This is a genomic window from Streptomyces bottropensis ATCC 25435, from assembly GCF_000383595.1.
In the GTDB taxonomy this organism is placed as follows: domain Bacteria; phylum Actinomycetota; class Actinomycetes; order Streptomycetales; family Streptomycetaceae; genus Streptomyces; species Streptomyces bottropensis.
Genome location: NZ_KB911581.1, coordinates 4762707 through 4779359 on the forward strand (window position 1 = coordinate 4762707; position 16653 = coordinate 4779359).

At 71.4% G+C, this 16653-nt stretch carries 18 protein-coding genes and 3 pseudogenes; 11 read left to right on the forward strand and 10 right to left on the reverse strand.

The genetic code is table 11. The annotated features are described in order from the left end of the window. Nucleotides 1–5 precede the first annotated feature (5 nt). The 3 genes from STRBO_RS0120985 to STRBO_RS0120995 are packed head-to-tail and all read right to left on the reverse strand — an operon-like array spanning nt 6 to nt 3047. On the reverse strand, nt 6–884 hold the full coding sequence (locus STRBO_RS0120985; protein ID WP_005474130.1) for an SDR family oxidoreductase: 879 nt from the start codon (nt 882–884) through the stop codon (nt 6–8). Then, on the reverse strand, nt 881–2524 hold the full coding sequence (locus STRBO_RS0120990; protein WP_005474128.1) for a phytoene desaturase family protein: 1644 nt from the start codon (nt 2522–2524) through the stop codon (nt 881–883). The genes STRBO_RS0120985 and STRBO_RS0120990 overlap by 4 nt, the downstream gene beginning before the upstream one ends. Further along, nucleotides 2517–3047: an SRPBCC family protein gene (locus tag STRBO_RS0120995; protein ID WP_005474126.1), complete on the reverse strand. Its 531-nt coding sequence runs from the start codon at nt 3045–3047 to the stop codon at nt 2517–2519. Before STRBO_RS0120995 ends, STRBO_RS0120990 begins: the two co-directional genes overlap by 8 nt. A 231-nt stretch (nt 3048–3278) precedes the next feature. On the opposite strand from STRBO_RS0120995, the gene STRBO_RS41805 reads away from it, so the two are divergent. From STRBO_RS41805 to STRBO_RS0121015, 4 genes are all read left to right on the forward strand, one after another. Next, the gene (locus STRBO_RS41805; RefSeq protein WP_005474125.1) at nt 3279–4769 is read left to right on the forward strand and encodes an eCIS core domain-containing protein; all 1491 of its coding nucleotides are present in this window, start codon (nt 3279–3281) and stop codon (nt 4767–4769) included. Between the two features lie 95 nt (nt 4770–4864). Further along, nucleotides 4865–5770, forward strand: a complete 906-nt coding sequence (locus STRBO_RS0121005; RefSeq protein WP_028796771.1) for an amidohydrolase family protein — start codon at nt 4865–4867, stop codon at nt 5768–5770. Between the two features lie 103 nt (nt 5771–5873). Continuing rightward, complete coding sequence (locus STRBO_RS0121010) at nt 5874–6176, forward strand: ArsR/SmtB family transcription factor (protein WP_005474121.1); 303 nt, start codon at nt 5874–5876, stop codon at nt 6174–6176. Next, nucleotides 6173–6565 (forward strand): VOC family protein, encoded by a 393-nt coding sequence (locus tag STRBO_RS0121015; RefSeq protein WP_005474119.1) that lies wholly within the window; start codon nt 6173–6175, stop codon nt 6563–6565. Before STRBO_RS0121010 ends, STRBO_RS0121015 begins: the two co-directional genes overlap by 4 nt. A gap of 43 nt (nt 6566–6608) precedes the next feature. Here STRBO_RS0121015 and STRBO_RS0121020 read toward each other — a convergent pair whose 3' ends face one another. Beyond that, nucleotides 6609–7253 carry a DNA alkylation repair protein gene (locus tag STRBO_RS0121020; RefSeq protein WP_202499480.1) on the reverse strand — a complete coding sequence of 215 codons (645 nt, stop codon included), beginning with the start codon at nt 7251–7253 and terminating at the stop codon, nt 6609–6611. A gap of 175 nt (nt 7254–7428) precedes the next feature. Next, nucleotides 7429–7629: a hypothetical protein gene (locus tag STRBO_RS0121025; protein ID WP_005474113.1), complete on the reverse strand. Its 201-nt coding sequence runs from the start codon at nt 7627–7629 to the stop codon at nt 7429–7431. 249 nt (nt 7630–7878) lie between these two features. Between STRBO_RS0121025 and STRBO_RS0121030 the strand changes: the two genes are divergently transcribed. Further along, nucleotides 7879–8964 (forward strand): LacI family DNA-binding transcriptional regulator, encoded by a 1086-nt coding sequence (locus tag STRBO_RS0121030; protein WP_005474112.1) that lies wholly within the window; start codon nt 7879–7881, stop codon nt 8962–8964. Between the two features lie 97 nt (nt 8965–9061). Continuing rightward, complete coding sequence (locus tag STRBO_RS0121035; RefSeq protein ID WP_005474110.1) at nt 9062–10588, forward strand: glycoside hydrolase family 43 protein; 1527 nt, start codon at nt 9062–9064, stop codon at nt 10586–10588. Nucleotides 10589–10951: 363 nt separating this feature from the next. On the opposite strand, the pseudogene STRBO_RS45950 reads toward STRBO_RS0121035, so the two are convergent. Then, a pseudogene (locus STRBO_RS45950) lies at nt 10952–11077 on the reverse strand (hypothetical protein); the annotation flags it as partial. Between STRBO_RS45950 and STRBO_RS40310 the strand changes: the two are divergent. Then, a pseudogene (locus tag STRBO_RS40310) lies at nt 11038–11484 on the forward strand (alpha/beta hydrolase fold domain-containing protein); the annotation flags it as partial. The pseudogenes STRBO_RS45950 and STRBO_RS40310 overlap by 40 nt on opposite strands. Before the next feature lie 178 nt (nt 11485–11662). Here the strand turns inward: STRBO_RS40310 and STRBO_RS0121050 are convergent. The 3 genes and pseudogenes from STRBO_RS0121050 to STRBO_RS42900 form a co-directional block, all read right to left on the reverse strand. Further along, the gene (locus STRBO_RS0121050) at nt 11663–12289 is read right to left on the reverse strand and encodes a DsbA family protein (protein WP_005474103.1); all 627 of its coding nucleotides are present in this window, start codon (nt 12287–12289) and stop codon (nt 11663–11665) included. Between the two features lie 180 nt (nt 12290–12469). Continuing rightward, a complete protein-coding gene (locus tag STRBO_RS0121055; RefSeq protein WP_005474101.1) occupies nt 12470–12964 on the reverse strand; it encodes a MarR family winged helix-turn-helix transcriptional regulator in 495 nt (164 codons plus the stop codon). A gap of 87 nt (nt 12965–13051) precedes the next feature. Continuing rightward, nucleotides 13052–13195, reverse strand: a pseudogene (locus tag STRBO_RS42900) (ABC transporter substrate-binding protein); the annotation flags it as partial. An 84-nt stretch (nt 13196–13279) separates the two neighbouring features. Here STRBO_RS42900 and STRBO_RS0121065 point away from each other — a divergent pair. Next, nucleotides 13280–13942 (forward strand): GntR family transcriptional regulator, encoded by a 663-nt coding sequence (locus STRBO_RS0121065; protein ID WP_005474099.1) that lies wholly within the window; start codon nt 13280–13282, stop codon nt 13940–13942. A gap of 61 nt (nt 13943–14003) precedes the next feature. Here STRBO_RS0121065 and STRBO_RS0121070 read toward each other — a convergent pair whose 3' ends face one another. Next, nucleotides 14004–14780: a hypothetical protein gene (locus STRBO_RS0121070; protein ID WP_005474098.1), complete on the reverse strand. Its 777-nt coding sequence runs from the start codon at nt 14778–14780 to the stop codon at nt 14004–14006. Nucleotides 14781–14878: 98 nt separating this feature from the next. Here STRBO_RS0121070 and STRBO_RS43470 point away from each other — a divergent pair, with 98 nt between their 5' ends. From STRBO_RS43470 to STRBO_RS0121085, 3 genes are read left to right on the forward strand one after another with little or no spacing between them, the layout of a single operon-like run. Then, the gene (locus STRBO_RS43470) at nt 14879–15190 is read left to right on the forward strand and encodes a hypothetical protein (protein ID WP_158690934.1); all 312 of its coding nucleotides are present in this window, start codon (nt 14879–14881) and stop codon (nt 15188–15190) included. Further along, nucleotides 15187–15648, forward strand: coding sequence for a VOC family protein (locus STRBO_RS0121080; RefSeq protein ID WP_005474094.1), 462 nt, complete (start codon nt 15187–15189; stop codon nt 15646–15648). The genes STRBO_RS43470 and STRBO_RS0121080 overlap by 4 nt, the downstream gene beginning before the upstream one ends. A gap of 57 nt (nt 15649–15705) precedes the next feature. Further along, nucleotides 15706–16377 (forward strand): hypothetical protein, encoded by a 672-nt coding sequence (locus STRBO_RS0121085; protein WP_005474093.1) that lies wholly within the window; start codon nt 15706–15708, stop codon nt 16375–16377. The last annotated feature ends 276 nt before the right edge of the window (nt 16378–16653 follow it).

Sequence of the window (16653 nt, forward strand, 5' to 3'; positions counted from 1 at the left end):
GCAGCTCAGCCGCCCGCCCGCGCGGCGCCGTCGGCGCGGCCGCCCGGGCCCAGCAGGCCGGTGGGGTGGAGGGGCTGCTCCGCTTCGAGACGGGGGAGGGCGCGGCGGGTGGCGCGCAGGACGACGGGCGGGATCGCGGCTCGGGTCAGCTGCGTCAGACGCAGCCAGCGGGGGACGTACACGGCGGTCCGCCGCTGTTCCACCGCGTGGGTGAGGCGGGCGGCGACCGTCTCGGTGGGGTGGACACGCCGGGCCGGCGGCGGCATGTGGGCGCGTAGCTCCCGCATGGTCACGTAGTGGTCGGCGTCGCGGATCAGCTCGGTGTCGGTCCAGCCGAGATAGGCGATGCCCACGGCCACACCGTGCTGGGCCGTCTCGGCGCGCAGGGTGTGGGCGAAGGCCTCGACGCCGGACTTGGAGGCGCAGTACGCGCTCATCATCGGGGCGGCACCGATCGAGGCCAGCGAGGCGATCTGCAGGTGGTAGCCGGCGGTCCGTATCAGGTCCGGCAGGAAGGCCCGGGCGGTCTGGGCGCTGCCGACCAGGTTGACGTCGATCACTCGGCGCCAGGTGCCGGGGTCGGACCGGGCGAAGGGGCCGCCCTCGGCGATGCCCGCGTTCGCCACCACGACCGAGGGCGGCCCCAGGCGGCTACGGACGGCTTCGGCCGCGTCGTCGAGGGCGGCGTCGTCGCAGACGTCGGCGCGGATGGCCAGCGCCTCGCCGGGAAGGGCGGCGGCGGTCGCCCTCAGCGCCGGTTCGTCGAGGTCGAGGAGGGCCAGCCGCGCGCCTCGCCGGGCGAGCGCGTTGGCCAGTGCCGCTCCGATGCCGCGTGCCGCGCCGGTCACCACGACCGTGCGGTCCTTGAGGGGGCTGTCGTTCACGGCTGGTCCTTTCCTGTCCGGCCCTGCCTGCGGCCGGTGCGGTCCCGGTGGGCCAGGACGCGCTGGGCGCGGGTGAGCCCGGGCAGCCGGTGCCGGCGCAGTGCCGCACGGGCGGCGTTGGCGCCGGGCGCGCCATGCACCCCGCCGCCCGGGTGGGCGGAGGCGGAGGCGAGATAAAGGCTGTCCACGGGAGTCTCCGGGCGACCGGTACCGGGGGCAGGGCGGAAGAACAGCTGCTGGTGCAGTGCCGCGGTGCCGCCGTTGATGGCGCCGCCGTGCAGATTGCGGTCGAGTGCCTGGAGGGTGGGCGGCGCCAGCACCCGGCGGGCGCGGATCAGCGAGCGGAACCCCGGCGCGAACCGTTCCACCTGACGTTCGACGCGGTCGGCCATCACCTCCTGCTCCGCACTGCTCCAGCTGCCCGTCAGTCCCTCGTCGCCCGCGTCGGACTTGATGACGTGCGGCACGTGGGTGTACGCCCAGGCGGCCTCGGTGCCCCGGGGCGAGCGGGAGGGGTCGGCGGTCGTCATCTGGCCGAACAGGGCGAAGGGGCGGTCGGGGACCTGGCCCATGGCGATCTGCGCGGCGCAGCGGGTGAGCTCGTCGACGCCGTCGGCGAGGTGGACCGTCCCGGCCCGTGCCGCCTCCTCGGCCCGCCAGGGCACCGGCCCGTCGCAGGCCCAGTCGACCTTGAAGGTGGCGAAGTCCCACTGGAAGCGCTTCAGGTCGGCCATCAGCTGGGCCGGGAGGTGTTCCGCGTCGACGAGCTCGCCGTAGAGAGCCGGCGCGGACACGTCCGCCAGCACGGCGCGGCGCGCGGCGACCTTGTCGCCGTCGGTGGTGAGGACCCCGGCGGCCCGTCCGTTCCGTACCAGGACGCGGCTGACCCGATGCCCGCAGCGGACGCTGCCGCCACGCGCCCGCAGCCGGCTGACGAGGGCCGCCGTCAGGGCGCCCGCGCCCCCGGCCGGCACGGGAAAGCCGTAGGTCTGTCCGAGCATGCACAGCAACCAGCCGTAGCCGCCGCTGCCCGCGGCCTCCGGCGCGAGGTCGGCGTGCAGGGCGTTGCCGGCCAGCAGCAGTCTGCCGCCCTCGCCGCGGAATTCCTCCTCCCCCATGCGGCGGACCGGCGCGACCAGGGTGCGGGCCATCCGCAGGCCGCCGGCCGCCTTCAGCCTGACGGCGAGACGGGCGGTGGCGCGCACCGGCGGGAAAGGCGTGAACAGCGCGTCGACGATGTCGGGGCCGAGGTCCTGCCAAGTGGCGTGCAAGCGCCTCCAGGCGTCGCCGTCGCCCGGGTGGAAGGCGTCGAGGGAGGCGGCGGTGGTGTCGATGTCCCGGGAGAGCACCGCGCACCTGCCGTCGCCGAGGGGGTGCGCCAGGACGTGCGGCGCGTGGCTCCAGCGCAGGCCGTGTTCGTGGAGGCCGAGCCGGGCCAGGACCGAGGAGGCGGCGGCGAGGGGATAGAACGAGCTGAACAGGTCGCTCGCGAAGTCGGGGTCGACCCCCCTGTCGTGGCGCACCGCGCCGCCGGGTTCCGGCTGTTCCTCCAGGACCTCGACACTCCATCCGGCGTCGGCGAGCAGGTTTGCGGCCACGAGCCCGTTGGGGCCGGCTCCGATCACCACCGCGTCAGGCATGGCCGCCGGTGCCGTGGCCCGCGGCCCTGCGCCGCGCGTGGAGTTTCGTGGGCTGTTCGGCCTCGCTGCGCGCCTCGGCGTCGCCGTCCTCGGCGCGCGCCTCGCAGAGCCCGGCGAGCCGGGCGAGCATCGCGCGGTGCCGGAGCTGGATCAGTGCCTCCACGCCGACGTTGTGGAGCGCTCCGCCCACTCCCTGCAGCGGGTGTTCGTCCGCGATCACCAGGCAGTGCGGTCCCCAGGGGCGGAGCCGGAGAGAGATCCGCGCCGTCCCCAGCACACCCGCCCGCGCCTCCAGCCCCAGTTCGGAACCCTCTTCGCAGTACCGGACGACGGTCTCGTTGCTCAGGCGCAGCGGGCCCACCCGGATCTCGTACTCGATCGCCGAGCCCACCTGCGGCCATTGCCCCCGCACCGGTTCGGAGGCCGACGTTCCCACCACCCACTGCGCGTACCGGGTGCCGTCCGCGAGGACGGCCCAGACGATCTGCGGACTCACCTTGATCAGACGATGCCGTACCGCCATGACACACCTCCAGCCGGTCCCACCCCGGTCGACGGCCGAGTGCCCGGCCCGAGGGGATCCACACCAGGTCAAGGAGCGGGCGCTCCGATACCGAATCCGGTTCCGTCACCGAATTCGACCGGTCCCGTTGCCCGATCGGATGCCGAGGTCTGCCCCGAGGGACCTTCTCGAACGCGTCGGCGCCGGTGTATCAAGAAAGATCCAGTCGTTGATCATGGAAGAGGGCTGTCGGTGCGGACACGCGGTAGCGACAAGGCAGGCGACGAGGCGAAGGCCGTCCGGGTCCCCGCCGTCACGACGACGCAAGCGCCCGCGCGGCGGCGGCCGGACCTGTCGTCGCCGCAGGGGCTGCTCGCGCTCCAGGGCACCACGGGCAACGCCGCGGTCGTCCAGTTGCTGCGCGGGGCCGGCCATTCCTGGGCCCAGGAGGAGCACCGGCACGGTGCCGACTGCGGACACCGCGGTGCCGCGGAGCCCACCGTGCAGCGCTCGGCCGTTCACGACGTGCAGCGTTCGGCCGTCCACGAGGTGCTGCGCGCCCCCGGCCAGCCCCTGGACAGCGCCACCCGCACGGACATGGAGGCGCGGCTCGGCGCCGACTTCTCCGACGTCCGCATCCACGACGACAGCGCGGCGAAGGCGTCCGCCGCCGAGGTCGGCGCCCGCGCCTACACCTCCGGCAGCCATGTGGTCATCGGCGACGGCGGCGCGGACAAGCACACCCTCGCCCATGAGCTGACCCATGTCATCCAGCAGCGTCAGGGTCCCGTAGCCGGCACCGACGACGGCGGCGGGCTGAGGGTCTCCGACCCCTCCGACCGGTTCGAACAGGCCGCCGAGGCCAACGCGCGCAAGGTGATGTCCGGCCCGGCACAGCCCGCCGTGCAGCGTGCGGCCGACTCTTCCCCGGCGCCGGAGGAATCGCGCGGCGCTCACGGGGCGCCCTCCGGAGCCTTTGTTCAACGGGTACTCGGCGATCCGCAGGAACTATTCCAGGAGGATCACTGGAAGAACAAGATGACGGAGGCGGGGCACTCGCTGCTTCCGCCCAAGGCGCCGAAGAAGAAGGGCAAGGGTGCCGCGCCCGCGAAGCGGAAGCTGGAGGATGTTCTGCACACCGTGGGGCCGGCTCTCCTGGCTGAATTGGCCGAGCGGAGCGGAAAGGGAGAGACCGGGCGCCTGAAGCTCTACAGGTCGATGTTCACGAGCGAGGCCCTCGCCATCATGGAGTGGAAGGCACGGGGAAAGGCGGCCGAGACGGAAGAATGGATGAAGACCGAGAGCAAGAACCCCGCCGGGATCGCGAAACGCTATCGCGAGACGGAGGCGGGGGGCAGCGGCCCGATCGGCGCCATGCCCGTGAAGAATCACCTCGGTGACGTCGGCCAGGCCGACGAATACTTCAAGGACGAGGACCAACAGGTGATGATGGAGTTCACCCTCAAGGAGGGCGCGCATGAACTCCTGTTCCACCCGAATTACATGGCGATATCCGGAGACAAGGGCACTCCCTATCACATCAGGAAGACCCGTGAAGAGGAGACCGGGAGCACCTTCCCGCAGGCCGCGGCCGGCGAAGGGGCACTTCCGGGCTATATCGGCCTGAAGCCCGAGAAGAAAGAGCCGTTCAGTCTCTCCCTCGGGGACACCGACATCACGCGCCTGCTCTTCCAGTTGTTCGTCGAGGACGTGCAGCCGGTGAAGGGCGGCCAGAACCTGTAGCCGACCGGCCGGGAACGGCCGGGTGACGGATGCCTCATGGATCACACGCGCGTGGTGGTGGACCCGCCACCGCACGGGAGTCGATCGTGGACGGCATGAGTGGTCATCCCAGTGACGTGCCCGTGGGCGAGGAGGTCGGAGAGATCCGCCGGTTCGCCGAGGCACTCGGTCTGCCCGGTCTGATCGACGTCCATACGCACTTCATGCCCGAGCGCGTGCTGCGCAAGGTGTGGGAGTACTTCGACGCGCTCGGACCGCTGACCGGCGGAATGGAGTGGCCGATCACCTACCGCCAGAAGGAGACGGAACGGGCGGACCTGCTCCGGGCCTTCGGCGTGCGGGCCTTCACCTCGATGCTCTACCCGCACAAGCCGGGCATGGCCCGCTGGTTGAACGGCTGGGCGGCCGGCTTCGCCCGCCGCACCCCCGACTGTCTGCACACCGCCACCCTCTACCCCGAGCCGGACACCGCCGCGTACGTCCGGGAGGCCGTCGAGGCGGGAGCGCGCGTCTTCAAGGCGCACGTACAGGTGGGGGCGTACGACCCGGCCGACCAACTCCTCGACCAGGCATGGGGGTTGCTGGCCGAGGCCGGTGTCCCCGTGGTCATCCACTGTGGCTCCGGGCCCGCGCCCGGCACGTACACCGGTCCCGGGCCCATCACGCGCGTACTGGCGCGCCATCCCCGGCTCCGGCTGGTCGTCGCGCACATGGGGATGCCCGAGTACGAGGAGTTCTTCGGCCTCGCCGAGCGGTACGGGGAGGTGCGGTTCGACACGACGATGGCGTTCACCGACTTCAGCGAGGGGTTCATGCCGTTCCCCCGCCGGGCCCTGCCACGGCTGGCCGCCCTCGGTGACCGGGTCCTGCTCGGCTCCGACTTCCCCAACATCCCCTACCCGTACCTCCACCAGCTGCACGCCCTGGAGCGCCTGGGCCTGGGGGAGCAGTGGCTGCGGGCGGTGTGCCACGACAACGCGGCAGAGCTGTTCGGGCTGTGACCGGCACGGCGGCGGGTCCGCGCGGAGAGCGGCTGCGGGCCCCCACGGAAGAGGTGCACGGTCGGACTTGATAGGCAAGTGCTTACTTGCCTATGGTGGGGGTGTGGCCGACGACCTGTTCAAAGCCCTGGCCGACCCCACCCGCCGGACCATCCTCGACGAGCTGACCGAGAAGTCCGGACAGACACTGTTCGAGATCTGTTCGCGGCTGACCATGAAGCACGGGCTCAACAGCTCGCGCCAGGCGATCTCCCAGCACCTCGCCGTGCTGGAGGCCGCCGGGCTCGTCGAGACCAGGCGGGAGGGCCGCTACAAGTTCCACGACCTGAACACCGCCCCGCTGCGGCAGATCACCGAGCGGTGGCTCATGCCCGACCCCTCCGGACCGCAGGAGAGCACCTCATGAAGATCCGTCTGACCAGTGTCTTCGTCGACGACCAGGCCAAGGCCGAGCACTTCTACACCGAGATCCTCGGCTTCGTGAAGAAGCACGACGTCCCGCTGGGGGAGAAGGACCGCTGGCTGACCGTCGTCTCGCCGGACGAGCCCGACGGCACCGAACTGCTCCTGGAGCCCGCCGGGCATCCGGCCGTGAGGCCCTACCGCGACGCACTCGTCGGGGACGGCATCCCGCTCGCCCAGTTCGCCGTCGACGACGTGCGGGCGGAGTACGAGCGCCTGCGTGGCCTGGGTGTGCGTTTCACCCAGGAGCCGCTGGAGATGGGCCCCGTCACCACCGCCGTCCTCGACGACACCTGCGGCAACCTCATCCAGATCGCGACCCAGCCGCAGTAGGAACCGGCAGGGTGCGGGCGCGACAGCCCGGCGCGCCGCGGCCCTACGTCGCTTGCCGCCGCCGCACCATCTCGGCGATCCAGGTCGGCGCGAACGGCGACGTGCAGCCCGGGGAGGTCGGATGGTCCCTGAGCACCTCCAGGCGTTCGCCGATGTCGATCGCACGGGCTCGGTGCTCGGCGTGTTCGATGCCGATCTGCGCGAGGCAGTGGTTCATCGCCCATTGCAGGCGGCCCGGGGCGGCCTTCATCCGTGCCTCGATGACGTCGAGCAGCCCGGGGAGGTCGAGGCCCTCGGGCCTCTTCGCCACCCGTTCGGTGGTGAGCGCCCAGCCGGCGCTCGCGACCACGGGGTCCGGATCGGCACACCACGCCAGGCGGAGTTCCTCGGCGTGCGGGCTCTTCTTCACCACGTAGTTCACGAGCCAGTCGTGCACCTTGGGGGTGCGCGCCTCGCGCAGCATGGAGTCCAGCTCGTCCCGCCCGAACGCCTTCGGGCGGCAGATCAGGAGCGCCAGCAGCCTCGCCGCGCCGTCCCCCGTCGCCCACAGCCGGCACGCGAGGTCCTGTTGCGTCCTGAGCCGCTTCGCGAGGGCCCGCAGACTGCCGAGGTTCACACCGTGGTCGTCGCCGTGCCGCTCGTTGACCACGCGCGCCTTCGGGTCGTCGAGCGTGGCCAGCTCGGCCATCACCTCGGCGACCGTCGTACCGGTCCGTGCCGTCTCGGTCACCTCGGTCTCCTGTCTCTCACATGGCGGATGCACCCTACCCGTGCCGCCGCCGCGCGGCCGGGCCCGAGCCGCGCGGCGGCGGGCGTCAGGCGGGCGAACCGGTCACGGCTGCCCGACCTGGTGACGAGGTACGTCACCTTGGTGCGGCTCCAGAATCCCACTGCTGGAACGAGGTCCGGCTCGCCGGGCCCGCGTTGCTCCCGTCGTACCTGGCCTCCATGGTGGCGAGCTGGTCATCCCGGAACCGGGCCGGGACGGACGGGCCGTCGGTGCCGCCCGAGGCGTTCGACAGGACCGGGCCGTCGTAGCTGATCAGATCGATCCGCCACGGCACACCACGGGCGTGAGCCGGTTGCCGCTGACGGTGTAGTCCCTGCCTCTGGCGAGGTTGCGGGAGCCGTGGCGCAGTCCCTGGAAGTCGGTGCCGCACGTGCACCTTCGGACTGGGGGTGTGCGACGCGAGCGTCGGCCGGTAGACCGACAGAGATACAACTCCGGCATGGAGAGTTTCGCTGTGTGCGGCGGAGAAATTGCCGTGCGGATGCGTCAGAGGCCGCAGGTGCCGCGGTATCGGGATGCCAGAATGGGCGCGCACATCCACGGAGAGGGGCGGACGGCCTTGGCGGACCACACGGCTGACGGGCCGCCCAGCGGCGACGACGCGCCGGGCGACACGCCCCGGCCGGTCACGATCGCGTTCATCGCCGAGTCGGCGGGGGTCTCGGTGCCCACCGTGTCCAAGGTGATCAACGGCAAGTCCGGTGTCTCCGCCGACACCCGCGCCCGCGTCGAGGAACTGGTCAACCGGTACGGCTACCGCAAGCCGACCGGCGCCCACCGGAACAACGTGGTGGAGCTGGTCTTCCGCGAGCTGAAGCACATGTGGGCCGTGGAGATCATCCGGGGCGTCGAGCGGGTGGCCCGCCAACACCGTGTGGGCGTCATGGTGTCCGAGTTCGGGCTGCACGACACGCACCCGGTCACCTGGGACGACACCGTCTCGCGGCGGCCGAACTGCGTGCTGTCGGTGGCCCAGCTCTCCGAGGCCGAGCGGGAGCAGCTGAGGGCGAAGGGCATCCCGTTCGTCGTCGTCGACCCGGCGACCGAACTGCCGGACGACGTCCCGTTCGTGGGGGCCACCAACTGGTCCGGCGGCCGGGCCGCCACCCGCCACCTCACCCAGCTCGGACACCGCCGCATCGCCATGATCAGCGGCCCGCGGGACCAGCTGTACTGCAGCGCCCGTCTGGACGGATACCGCTCCGCGATGGGGGCCGCCGGCCTGCAGGTCGAGCCGGAACTCATCGTGTACGCGCCGCTCACCAGCGCGGACGGCTACGAGGCGGCCCGGACCCTGCTGGAACTGTCGGAGCGCCCGACCGCGGTCTTCGCCTCCAACGACCTCCAGGCACTCGGCGTCTACCAGGCCGCCCGGGAGGCCGGCCTGCGGATTCCCGACGACCTGAGCGTCGTCGGTTTCGACGACCTTCCGGTCGTGGCCTGGGTGGACCCGCCGCTGACCACCGTTCACCAGCCCCTGACCGAGATGGCCGTGGCCGCGACCGAACTGGCGCTGACCCTCGGCCGGGGCGAGCCGGCGCCCCAGGCCGGCCTGGAGATCGCGACGACCCTGACGGTCCGGGCCAGTACGGCTCCCCCCAAGAGCTGACACACGGGCTCATTGACCGTCGATAGGTCCCCGCCTAGCCTGATCGAGAAAGTATCTGTCATTGCGAGAGAAACTTTCGAAACGGCGAAAGGACCCGATGAGGGTGACGAGCGTGCCCGAGGCGGCGGGAACCACCATCAGCAATCCGGTGATCCCCGGCTTCCACCCCGACCCGTCCATCTGCCGGGCGGGCGACGACTACTACCTCGCCTGCTCCAGCTTCGAGTACTTCCCCGGCATCCCCCTCTTCCACAGCCGCGACCTCGTGCACTGGACCCAGATCGGCAACGCGCTCGACCGACCGAGCCAACTGCGTCTGCCGCCGGACACCGCCTCCTCCGGTGGGATCTACGCCCCAACGCTGCGCCACCACGACGGCCGGTTCTGGCTGATCGTCACCAACGTCAGCGCCGACGGCAACCTGCTGTTCACGGCCACCGACCCGGCCGGCCGCTGGTCCGACCCGATCCGGCTGCCCGGAGTGCACGGCATCGACCCGGACATCGCCTGGGACGAGGACGGCACCTGCTGGTGCACCACCGCCGGAGTCGGACAGATCCGCCTCGACCCCCACACCGGGGAGACGTTCGGCGAGCGCCGGCAGCTGTGGTCCGGCGCGCCCGGCGCCAAGGCCCCCGAAGCACCCCACCTGTACCGCATCGGCGAGTACTGGTACCTGCTCATCGCCGAAGGCGGCACCGAGCGGGGCCACGGCGTCTCGATCGCCCGCGGAAACGCACCCACCGGCCCGTTCGAACCCTGCCCCGACAACCCGATCCTGACCCACCGCGGCACCGACCACCCCATCCAGAACACCGGCCACGCCGACCTGGTGCAGGGACCCGACGGCTCCTGGTGGATGGTGCTGCTCGGGGTGCGGCCGGGCGGCGGCACCCCCGGCTGGCACGTACTCGGCCGGGAGACCTGCCTGGCGCCGGTCGAATGGGTCGACGGCTGGCCCGTCGTCGGCGACCTGTCGACCGACATGCCCGCACCGCCCTGGCCCCTCGATCCACCCGCCGTCGCACCGGAGCGCCGTGACGACTTCGACGCCACCGAACTGGCCCCGCAGTGGATCTCGTTGCGCCGGCGTACCCCGGAGGAGTGCACCACGAAGGAACGGCCCGGCCGGCTGACCCTGCGCGCCCGTGGCACGTCCCTCGACGACGCCGAGGTGACGTTCGTGGGCCGACGTCAGCAGCACCGTGCGTGCCGCGTGCGTACCTCGGCCGATGTGGCGCAGGGGCAGGGCGGCGGCCTGGCCGTGCGTCTCGACGAGAGCCACCACTACTCCGTCGAGGTCGCGTCCGGGCAGGTCCGGGTCCGGGCCCGCATCGGCCCGCTCAACACCGTGGTGGCGTCCCGGCCGGTGCCCCCGGGACCTGTGGTGCTCCGGGTGGAGACCGTTCCGGTGCGGACCATGAACGACGCGCGCACCGGACCCGACTTCGTCTCGCTCGGGTTCGAGGAGCGGGACGGCACCTTCGTCGAACTGGCCTCGCTGGACGGCCGTTACCTGTCCACGGAGGTGGCCGGTGGCTTCACGGGCCGGGTCATCGGCCTGTTCGCCACCGCCGGCACGGTGCACTTCGACTGGTTCGACCACGAGCCGCTGGAAGACTGAGACACCGGGCCCGAACCGGCGCTCACGCCGTCGCCGACACCTCCGACCGCCGCTGCCGCCGGACGCGTTGGAGGTCGGGGTCGGGGACGGGGGCGGCCGCAGCCACCAGCCGTCGGGTGTACGCGTGCCGGGGCCGGTCGCAACGTCGACGCTGGGTCCCTCCTCCACGATGCGCCCGTGCTGCAGGGCCAGGGTGCGGGCCGCGAACTCCTTGACGACGGCGAGGTCGTGGGTGATGAACAGACAGGCGCGCCCGAGGGTGTCCTGGAGTTCGGAGAGGAGGCTCAGCGCGGCCGCCTGGGTGGTGACGTCGAGGGCGCTGGTCGGCTCGTCGCAGATGATGAGCCTCGGCTTGCGGGCGACCGCCCGGGCGATGGCGATGCGCTGGCGCCGGCCCCCGCTGAACTGCCCTGGACCGGGCGGAGGAACTGGGCCTGGTCGTGGTGTCGGTGGAGTACCGCCTCGCCCCCGAGCACCCGCACCCGGCACCGATCGAGGACTGCTACGGGGGACTGCTGTGGACGGTGGCGCACGCCGAGAAGATCGGCGGCGATCCGGACCGCGTCATCCTGGCCGGGGGCAGCGCGGGCGGCGGACTCGCCGCGGCTCTCGCCCTCCTCGGACGCGACCGCCGGGGTCCGCGGCTGCTGGGCCAACTGCTGATGTGTCCGATGCTCGACGACCGCAACGACACCGTGTCCGCCCATCAGATGGCCGGACTCGGCGTATGGGACCGCACCGCCGACGAGACGGGCTGGAGCGCTCTGCGGGGGAGCGGCGCGGCACCGACGACGTCGAGCCGTACGCCGCCCCTGCCCGAGCGGCCGACCTGTCCGGTCTGCCCCCCCGCCTTCATCGACGTGGGTTCCGCGGAGACCTTCCGGGACGAGGACGTCACCTACGCCTCCAGGATCTGGCAGGCCGGGGGAAGCGCCGAACTCCCCGTGTGGCCGGGCGGTTCCACGGCTTCGACGGTCTGGTGCCTCAGGCGGCCCTCTCCGTCGACGCCCGGGAGGCCCGGCTGCGGCGGCTGGTGGGGGAGTGAGGGAACGCGGCCGATCCGGACGGCGACGGTCAGGAGGTACGGGTGGCCCCGAGGGTCGCCAGTCGCCGGTCGACCTCGTCCGCGGTGGCGCGACCGTAGGCCAGGGGGGCCACGGAGTCGCCGTCGACGGCCAGCAGGGTGGGGAAGCCGGTGACACCCAGTTCGGCCGCGCGTCGGAAGTCGGCCATGGCGGCGGCCCGCACCTCGGGCGAGGCGAACGCGGTCACGACGGCGTCGGCGTCCAGTCCGGCCGCCTCGGCGACCAGGCCGTACGTCACCGGGTCGGACAGGCTGCGGCCGTCGGCGTAGAAGGCGTGCTGTACGTCCATGGCCAGGGCCGCGGCGCGGTCGGGGGCCGCCAGGCGCAGGGCGGCCACACCGCGGGCGGCGGCCTCGGAGTCCATGACGAACGAGCCGTCGGCTGTCAGCTTCTCGTACGCTTCGCCGAACTCGGCACCGGTCAGCTCCGCGATCTGGGCGTTCGCGCCCTGGACGTAGCCGAACTCGCGGATCGGCACCCGGCGCGATCCGGTGAACAGACCGCCGGAGACCACCTCCACCGGCAGTTCGGGGTGGTGGGAGACCACCTCGCGGAGGGTCCCGGAGAAACCGTGGGACCAGCCGCAGTAGGCGTCGAACACGTAGACCAGCTTCATGGTGACCTCAACAGCGTGTGACGGGTCGCCCGGTATGGGCGGTCACCTGACAGAACAGTGACTGACGTGTCAGATATTTCACCGGGGCTCTGTGAAGGAGGTCACAGAGCCCCGGTCGACGTCAGGATGTCAGCAGCGGGGCTTCTTGCCGCCGCCCTCGGCCGCCGCTTCGGTGTGCGGTCAGGGCAGCCGGGGCAGGACGTCCCGAGCCGTGTGGCTGAGGATCCGCAGATCCTCGGCGAAGCGCTCGCGGTCCGCCTCCGGGAGCGGGGCGACGAAGTACCGCTTGATGTTCTCCACATGGACCTGGGCCGCGCGCACCGTCGTTTCCTCGCCCAGCGTGGTCAGCCGCACCAACTTGCCGCGCCGGTCGGAGGGGGACTCGGCCCGGGCCACCAGCCCCGCCGCCTCCATGCGGTCCACCAGGCGGGTGGCGCCGCCGGTGGTGAGGACCTGCTCCTGGGCGATGGCCCGCATCGGCAGTCCCGGCTCGCCCGCCCGGCCGAGGATCAGCAGCACCTCGAACATCAGGTGGCTGATCCCGCACTCGACTTCGAGCGACCGCCCGAGGATGTACTCCAGCCGGTTGGCCGCCCCCTGCAGCCGCCCGAAGGCGAGCACGAGTTCGTGGTCGGCGGCCTCCTTGGCCGTACTGATCCCTGCCTGCTCGCTCACGGCCGTGCCGCCCCTCTCCTGGTCCCGTCAGCCACCGTACCGATCCTGCCGTGACCGAGTGGGACGGCCCCCGACCGAGCGCGGTCGCTACGCCCCTGGGTTGAGCCCGAGCCAACCCGGCGTCGGCTCGCCCCGCACCTCGCCGAAGTACAGGGCGAAGGTCTGCTTCCAGCGCTCGACGGCGGCCCGGTCCGCCATGAAGCGGGGGAAGCCGTCGACATGGGCGTCAGGGGCCCGCACCGGAGTGAACGTCATCGGAAGCTCGCTGGCCGCCGCTCGTCCTGGCCAGGGCTCTGGTGCGCCGGGTCCGGGACGGTGGCGGAGCCGCGCCGGGAGAGTGAGCGGCGCCTGCGCGACTCCATCGTGCGCGGCGAACTCGTCCCCGGCGAGAAGGTCAGGGACGGTGAGCTCGCCGAGTGCCTCGGCCTCAGCCGCACCCCGGTGCGCGAGGCGCTCGCCCGGCTCGCCGACATCGGCCTGGTGGAGGCCAAGCCCGGCGTCCACACCCGCATCACCACTCTCAACCCCCGCGACGCGGCGAAGACCCTCGCCGTCCTGCGCTCCCTGGACCGACTCGCCATCGAGACAGCCGTCCCGGTCATGACCGAGCACGACTTCCGGCGCATGCGCGAGGCCAACCGCGAGTTCGAACGGGCAGTCGCCGCCAACGACATCGGTGCGGCCCTCGACGCCGACGACCGCTTCCACGCCGTCCCCATCGAGGCCGCCGACAACCCCGTCCTCAGCAGGATCGTCGAGCAGCTCCACCCGCAGATCCACCGCATCCTCCACCGCAAGTTCGCCACCCTGCTCGGCGGCCGCAACACCATCGAACACCACGACGAACTCATCGACGTGTGTGCAGACGGAAACGCCCGTTCCGGCGCCGAACTCTCCGGACGCCACTGGTCCGAACTGGGCGAACACATCAACCAGCCGTTCGGCACCGACCAGTTCGCCGAGACGGCCACCGACTAGGACATCGGCGGACGACCCGGACCACCTCGACGGCGACGACGCCGGCCTCTGAACAGTCGGCTCAGGCGTTCGCCGGTGCGGGCTCGGCTTCGGCCTGGGACGGCGCGGCCGACTGCTCCGGCGCGTCGGGAGCGGTGTAGTAGACGGACGAGCCCTGCCTGCTGCGCTGGGCGTTGCTCTTGGCAACGAGCCCCTCCAGCGTCGTGCGGACGACATTGGTCTGGATACGGCGGTCGGGGTGGGCCTGGGTGAGCGCGGCGGCGACCTCGGCGGCGGAGCGCGGTTCGCTCTGCTCGGTGAGGTGCCGGCGGATGAGCTCGACGAGGGTGGGCTGGTCCTTCTTCGGGGCCGCGGACTTGGAAGCCGTCGACTTGGAAGCTGCGGACTTGGAAGTCGCCGACTTGGGAGCCGCGGTCTTGGCAGCGGCCGTCTTGGTTGCGGCCGTCTTGGGAGCCGCGGTCTTCGCGACGGCGGGCTTCTTGGCCTGCTTGGCACTCGGTGCGGGAGCGGCCTTCTCGACCTTCTCGGCCTTCTCGGCTGCCTTCTTCGCCCGCGTGCGCTTGGTGGCCGGCGGGGTGGGGGCGGTCTTCTGCCGCGGAACGGGGGCTGTGATGACCTCCTCGGCCGCAGGAGCGGTCTCAGGTGTCACGAAGCCCAGCGCCTGCTGCATGTTCGCCAGCACACTGTGGTCGTGCTGCAGATTGCGGAGTTGCTCCTGCAGAGCGTCGATCTCTCCGTGGAGGCGCTCCTGTTCCTTGGCGTTCCGTTCGAGGTCGGCGGCGACCTGAGCGGTGTACTGCGCCTTGAGATCAGTCGTCTCCGAAGGTGTTTCGGTCATGGCAGTCCCTCCCGACAAATGAATGTGCTGTGTGCGGATGTTACTCACCCTTCCCAGTCCGCAACCCTGCTGTCTGCATTGATTCCTACGAAGAGGGGGTGCTCGCCGACGAGAACGAGGTGTGTGAGCCGTCCCGGCAGGCGTTTGCACATGCTCGCGCAGGACGTCCGGAGCAGGGCCCGGGGCGTCAGGGGGCAGGCGAGCACCACCTTGCGTTGTCGCAGGTCACAGCCGTGCATGAGTGGCATGCGGCAGGCGCACCCACCGTCTGGCTGCGTGGTCCGGTGATGAGTGACAGGCTTGTGCTGTGTCCCGGCAACCAGCGGGGTGGCGAGTATGTCTGTGTGCCGGCGATGAACGGTTTCGAACACGGCAACGGACATCACCTGTCGGAAGGCGGCAGACAGTGAGCACAAAGCCCTTCTCGGAGGACGACCCGCGCGTCACGCCGTATCTCAGTGTCGACGGCGCGGCGGCCGGGATCGACTTCTACATAGCTGTCCTGGGTGCCACGGAGCGCATGCGGATGGCGTCACCGGACGGCAAGGTCCACCATGCCGAACTGCAGATCGGCAACTCGGTCGTCATGGTCGCGGACGAGTTCCCGGAGCTGGGGTTCCGCGGACCCAGGTCACTCGGCGGCACACCGGTGCACCTGTATGTGTACGTCGAGGACGTGGACGCGGTCTTCGCCGAGGCCCTCGCCCGAGGAGCCACCGAGGTGAACGCGGTCAAGGACGAGTTCTACGGCGACCGGGTCGGGCAGTTCGAGGACCCCTACGGTCACCGGTGGCATGTCGCCACGCACGTGGAGGACGTCCCGCCCGAGGAGATGGCGAAGCGGGTCAGCAAGGCCATGCCCGACTGAATCTCCGTTGCCGAGGTGACGCGCACAGCGCGATCCTGAGGCCATGAGGTTCTCCATATGCGGCTGAGGCTGCGCCAGTTCAGGCCCCGGACCGGGCCCCGTCAGCACCGTGTCGTCCAACCCGGACAGCCCCTTCGCCACACCACACTGCGCGCTCCCGAGCCCATCGGCATGCTGCTCGGCGACCACGACGGGCTGAACCGGCTCGCGGGACTGTTCTCCTTCGCCGCCTATTCCCGGCACACGATCGTGCACGTACCACTGCGCGACAGCCTGCCGCCCGACGAGGGTGTGGGCGAGCTGGTCGACCTCGTCCTGGCCCACCACACACTCGGGCTGCGCCCCAGCGCATGGCCCGAGCTGCGCCGCAAGCTGACCGACGGCACCCCACTGACCGTCCACACCGACGAGGCACGCACCGACCGGGACTCCACCGCCTGGCGCGAACGTCACGAACGGACCGACAACCGTGACGAGTTGCGGCACGCCACCCACGCCCGGACGTTCTTCCTGTTCGGCAGCCGGGACGTCTTCGCAGGAACCGCCATGTCCTTCGCCCATGCGGCGGGCTGGGGCCCGCTGCAGAAGGGTGTCGCCAAGGGCTGCTCGACACTCATGACGGCACTCCCGGCCCTGGTCCAGCCACCCGGCGGCGGACACCCTCTGGAGGTGCTGGTCTGCTTCAAGCCGTATCCGCCCTATGCCCACTTCCGACGGCCGGGGCGATGACCTGATCCGGTGGTCGCCGCGAGCCGCGTGGTCGCCGCGAGCCGGGACGGTCAGTTCCTCGGCCTGGGAAACCGGTTCGGACAGTCGGTGACACTCCTAGGGACGCGGTGTCGGCGAACCCTGCCGAGTTCGTTCACCGGGCTGCTCTGGTTGACGGTCTTTCCGAGGCACACCGACCTGGAGTTCCCCCCGACCCCCGACGAGTCGCGCGACCAACTGCCCAGGCCGGCGGAGGAAGTACGCAGGTTCATGTGCGCCGCCACGTTGTAGAGGTTG

Bases quoted from the DNA above. Each gene is read 5' to 3' on its own strand.
- STRBO_RS0120990 (WP_005474128.1), bottom strand. From the start codon at position 2,524: ATGCCTGACGCGGTGGTGATCGGAGCCGGCCCCAACGGGCTCGTGGCC.
- STRBO_RS0120995 (WP_005474126.1), bottom strand. From the start codon at position 3,047: ATGGCGGTACGGCATCGTCTGATCAAGGTGAGTCCGCAGATCGTCTGG.
- STRBO_RS0121005 (WP_028796771.1), top strand. From the start codon at position 4,865: ATGAGTGGTCATCCCAGTGACGTGCCCGTGGGCGAGGAGGTCGGAGAG.
- STRBO_RS0121015 (WP_005474119.1), top strand. From the start codon at position 6,173: ATGAAGATCCGTCTGACCAGTGTCTTCGTCGACGACCAGGCCAAGGCC.
- STRBO_RS0121020 (WP_202499480.1), bottom strand. From the start codon at position 7,253: ATGGCCGAGCTGGCCACGCTCGACGACCCGAAGGCGCGCGTGGTCAAC.
- STRBO_RS0121030 (WP_005474112.1), top strand. From the start codon at position 7,879: ATGGGCGCGCACATCCACGGAGAGGGGCGGACGGCCTTGGCGGACCAC.
- STRBO_RS0121035 (WP_005474110.1), top strand. From the start codon at position 9,062: ATGAGGGTGACGAGCGTGCCCGAGGCGGCGGGAACCACCATCAGCAAT.
- STRBO_RS0121050 (WP_005474103.1), bottom strand. From the start codon at position 12,289: ATGAAGCTGGTCTACGTGTTCGACGCCTACTGCGGCTGGTCCCACGGT.
- STRBO_RS0121070 (WP_005474098.1), bottom strand. From the start codon at position 14,780: ATGACCGAAACACCTTCGGAGACGACTGATCTCAAGGCGCAGTACACC.
- STRBO_RS0121085 (WP_005474093.1), top strand. From the start codon at position 15,706: ATGCGGCTGAGGCTGCGCCAGTTCAGGCCCCGGACCGGGCCCCGTCAG.